4 protein-coding genes are annotated in these 3745 nt (G+C 73.0%); 1 reads left to right on the forward strand and 3 read right to left on the reverse strand.

Annotation, left to right across the window (positions count from 1 at the left end; translation table 11 throughout):
- The 3 genes from AB0H81_RS44190 to AB0H81_RS44200 all read right to left on the reverse strand — a co-directional run.
- Nucleotides 1-886 (reverse strand): AMP-binding protein (locus AB0H81_RS44190; protein ID WP_358388338.1); only part of this gene is annotated, 886 nt, incomplete at its 3' end.
- A 58-nt stretch (nucleotides 887-944) separates the two neighbouring features.
- Complete coding sequence (locus AB0H81_RS44195) at nucleotides 945-1802, reverse strand: serine hydrolase (protein WP_358388341.1); 858 nt, start codon at nucleotides 1800-1802, stop codon at nucleotides 945-947.
- The gene (locus AB0H81_RS44200) at nucleotides 1799-2716 is read right to left on the reverse strand and encodes a LysR substrate-binding domain-containing protein (RefSeq protein ID WP_358388344.1); all 918 of its coding nucleotides are present in this window, start codon (nucleotides 2714-2716) and stop codon (nucleotides 1799-1801) included. Before AB0H81_RS44200 ends, AB0H81_RS44195 begins: the two co-directional genes overlap by 4 nt.
- Before the next feature lie 86 nt (nucleotides 2717-2802).
- On the opposite strand from AB0H81_RS44200, the gene AB0H81_RS44205 reads away from it, so the two are divergent.
- The coding region (locus AB0H81_RS44205; protein ID WP_358388347.1) for an NTF2-like N-terminal transpeptidase domain-containing protein at nucleotides 2803-3745 on the forward strand (943 nt) is incomplete at its 3' end.

Consider the following 3745-nt stretch of genomic DNA (forward strand, 5'->3'; position numbering starts at 1 on the left):
CGCCGTGGCCGTGGACGATCGGCTTGGGCAGCCCGGTGGTGCCGCTGGAGTAGAGGATCCACAGGGGATGGCCGAACGGCACCCGCTCGAACTCCAGCGGACCGTGCTCCGCGCGCAGCCCCTCCCAGCCGATCACCTCACCGTGCGGTACGGACCGCGCCGGACCGGGGGCGGGCTCGGCCTGCTGGGGCGGCAGCCCCTCGGCCGCGGCCGACAGGTACGGGATCCACACGGTGGCGCGCAGCGAGGGCAGCGCGGCGGCGATCTCGTTCACCGCCGCCGAGCGGTCGTAGGCCTTGCCGTTGTAGCGGTAGCCGTCGACGGCGATCAGCACCTTGGGCTCGATCTGCTTGAAGCGGTCCACGATGCCGGCCACCCCGAAGTCGGGCGAGCCGGCCGACCAGACGGCGCCGAGGGAGGCGGTGGCCAGGAAGGCGACGAGCGCCTGCGGGATGTTGGGCAGGTAGGCCGCCACCCGGTCGCCGCGGCCGACGCCGAGACGCACAAGCCCGGCCCGCACGCGGGCCACCTCCTCGCGCAGCTCGTCATGGCTGATCTCCTGGCGGGCACCGTCCTCCGAGACGAACACCACGGCCGTGCCGTCGGTGTGACGCAGCGCGTTCTCCGCGTAGTTGAGGCTGCTTCCGGTGAACCATTCGGCGCCCGGCATCGTCCCAGAGATGACGGGCCCGTCACCACGCTCGCCGACGACCTCGAAGTGGTCCCAGATCGACGTCCAGAACTCCTCCGGACGCTCGACGGACCACCGCCAGACCTGCTCGTAGTCCGCCCCCGCGCGCCCGAGCCCCTCAAGGTAGCGGGTGAGCTTGGCGCGCTTGACGATCTCTTCGGTCGGCTCCCAGAGGAGTGTCCCTTCAGCAACCATGTGCCCCATCCTGTCGCCCGGTCGGGCGGAAGTCATACCCGCTCCGCCACACAACTAGCTAGCGTCTTAGGTGGTCCACCGCCATACGCGCGGCCGTGCCGATCACGGCGTCGGCGCGCGGCTGGTTGACCGCGGGGCTGAAGGAGCGGGTGAACACCGCCACCGCGTACCGGCCGCCGTCGGGGTACTCGACCACCCCGGCCTCGTTGCGCAGCGTCGGCAGCGAGCCGGTCTTGCCGCTGACGTCCACGTCGTCGTACGGGAAGCCGGAGGCCAGCCGGTGCGGCCACACCTGCTTGTTGAGCACGGAGCGCATCCAGGCGCAGGAGGCGGGCGAGGCGGCCTCGTCGCGCCAGATGAGCCCGAACAGCTCGGCCGTCTCGCGCGGGGTGCTGCGGTTGGTGCGCGGCGGGTCGAGCACGCTCAGCCGGTCGATCTCCTCCGGGTCGAGGTACGGCCAGCCGTGGCCGGTGTCCTCGGCCATGCTCGTGTAGAAGTCGGCCGCCTTCTGCTGGACGCAGGTGCCCTCCAGCCCGAACCCGGCCAGCATGGCGTTGACCGCGTCGAACCCCACGCGGGCCGACAGCACGTCGGCGGCGGTGTTGTCGCTGACCGCGATCATCAGGTAGGCGAGGTCCCGCAACGACATCGTGACGTCGTCCAGCATGGCCGACACCCCGGTGGGCCCGAAGGCCCGCTCGTCCGCCCGTACGGTCACCGGCGCGGCCGGGTCGAGCAGCCCGGCGTCGGCCTGCCGGCAGAACGCGACCAGCAGCGGCACCTTGAACACCGACGCGGTCGGCACCGGCACGTCGGAGCCGTGCCCCACCTGCCGGCCGGTGTCGATGTCCGTGGCGTGCAGCCAGCCGGTGACGCCCGCCGCGCGGAACACGCCGCCGAAGTCCGGCTCGTTCATGCCAGCACCCCCGGCCGGCGGCTGACCCGCCGCACGGGCATCGCGCCCTCGTCCGCCATACCGGCGCGCTCCTTCAGCGTTCGTACGGCCACCGCCGAGAAGGCGGCGACCGCTTCCGTCTCGACCCGCCAGGCCGTGGAGACCCGACCGGCGATGGGCGAGCCTAGCAGCGGGCGCCAGGCCAGCCCCGGCAGGTCCGCGTGCGGCCCGAAGGCCACCGCGGCGCCCGCGAGCACGAGGCCCAGGCCGGCGCCCTCGTGCACCTGCGGCGGCACGTAGCCGTGGCGGCGGCACTCGGCCAGCACCTCGGCGTGGACGCCGGGCTCGCCCTCGCGGGGCGGCATCAGCAGCTCACGCCCGCCCAGGTCGGCCAGGTGCAGCTCGCCGCCCTGGGCCAGCGGGTCGTCCTCGGCCAGCAGCACGCCCTGCGGCTGGATCAGGGGCGGGCCGAACAGCAGGCCGGGCGCGGCGAGGGGGTGGCGCACGATGCCCACGTCGATGGCGCCCTCGGCGAGCGCGGCGACCTGCTCGGCCGTCCAGATCTCGGCGGGCGCGAGGCGTACCTCGGGATGGCTCTCCCGGAAGCCGGCGACGAGCCCGGCGATCACGGCGGGCGCCAGGTCGGGCGGGACTCCGACGCGCAGCACGGCGCCCTGGCCGTGCCGGGCCAGCTCGCGCAGCCGGTCGACCCGGGAGACGACCTCGCGGGCCTCGCCGAGCAGCAGCCGCCCGGACTCGGTCAGCCGGACCTGCCGCGCGGAGCGGTCGAACAGCCGGACCCCCAGCTCCTCCTCCAGGCGCTTGATCCGCTGGCTGAGCGGCGGTTGCGCCATGCCGAGCCGGATCGCGGCGTTGCCGAAGTGGAGTTCCTCCGCGACCACGATGAAGTAGCGAAGGTGCCGGACGAGGTCCATGAGCAGCAACTATAGCCAAACTCATATGCATGTTCGGCTCATATCGGTATTGGACAGAGCGGTGAGGGCTCTGGTCTTCTCACCCCATGGCACCACCAACGGGGACAATCTACGCCCACCTCAGGGAGGACGGGCCGCGTCGGCGCAGAAGGCGCAGGTGGCCGTGGGTCACCGCGGCGATCCTCGTCCCGGTCCTCGTGGCCGGCGGCACGTTCTGGGCGCTGCGCACCGAGGGCGCGCCCGAGCAGACCGCCGACGCCTACCTGAGTGCGTGGACCGCGCAGGACTACGCCGGCATGCGCCGCCTCGTCGCCGACCCGCCCGCCGACTTCGAGCAGTGGCACCGGCGCTTCCTCACCGATCTCAAGGCCGAGCACGCCTCCTTCCGGCGCAACATTCCGAACGGGGTCTTCGCCCGGACCGTGGGGGACGACGGCACCGTGTCCTTCCAAGGCGGCATCCGGGGGACCAGGGACTGGGACTACGACGGCGAGCTCAAGCTGGTGGAGCGCGACGGCAGGTGGAAGGTCGCCTGGACCCCGGCCACCATCCACCGCCTGCTCAGGAAGGGCAGGTCGCTGCGGGCGATCACCCGGCCGGGCGAGCCGGCGCACGTCCTCGCCGCCGGCGGCGAGCGCATCGACACCCCCGGCACGCCCGGCTCGGTGCAGCAGCTCGTCGAGGGCCTCAAGCAGACGTACCCGGACTGGTTCGCCCCCTACAAGGAGACCACGATCGAGCTGTACGAGGGGGACGAGCCGGTCGAGACGCTCGTCGCGGCCGGCGACAAGGAGCCGCTGAAGAGCACCATCGACCTGAAGGTGCACCGGGCGGGGGCGGCCGCGCTGGAGGGCGTGGACAAGCCCGCCTCGCTGGTGGCGCTGCGGCCCTCCACCGGCGAGATCCTCGCCGTGGTCAACAAGCCGGGCGGCTTCAACCGGGCGCTGCTCGGCAAGTACCCGCCCGGGTCCACGTTCAAGGTCGTCACCGCCTCCGCACTGGTCGCGGACGGCGCGAAGCCCGACGCGC

This window comes from Nonomuraea sp. NPDC050691 (assembly GCF_040654455.1).
GTDB lineage: Bacteria > Actinomycetota > Actinomycetes > Streptosporangiales > Streptosporangiaceae > Nonomuraea.